1 pseudogene is annotated in these 399 nt (G+C 62.4%); it reads right to left on the reverse strand.

Annotation, left to right across the window (positions count from 1 at the left end):
* Nucleotides 1-399, reverse strand: a pseudogene (locus tag E1958_RS20665) (IS4-like element ISWpi18 family transposase); the annotation flags it as partial.

Consider the following 399-nt stretch of genomic DNA (forward strand, 5'->3'; position numbering starts at 1 on the left):
CCGATAGAAATCGAGTAAGCCTCTGGCGGAGGTGTTGCGACGCGGGGGGTTGCGGTCTTGGCGCTGAGAGCAGGGATTGGTCATAAACAGGGCCGTGAGGCGCTCGCAGAGCGCCTCGATGATGTTCGTATCGCTGATGAGCATCTGCAGGGCGTTGTGCTTGATGGCATTGAAGGAGACAGCGCGGTTGACCTGCTGGGGGTGGCGGGTCGGTTTGGCATCGAGGTTGACCTGTGCGCTTTCGGTGAGCAACGACTCCAGGCCGCTGAGGAAGACGGTGGCGAAGAAATCCTGGCGCACCGCCTCGGGACCGAGGCCGGTGAAATTCGCCAACGCCAAGCGCGTCTTGAGCACCCCATAGAAGCTCTCCACACCCCAGCGCTGGTGGTAGAGCGCGCG

Origin of the sequence: Candidatus Thiosymbion oneisti (genome assembly GCF_004359955.1) — a bacterium.
GTDB lineage: Bacteria > Pseudomonadota > Gammaproteobacteria > Chromatiales > Chromatiaceae > Thiosymbion > Thiosymbion oneisti.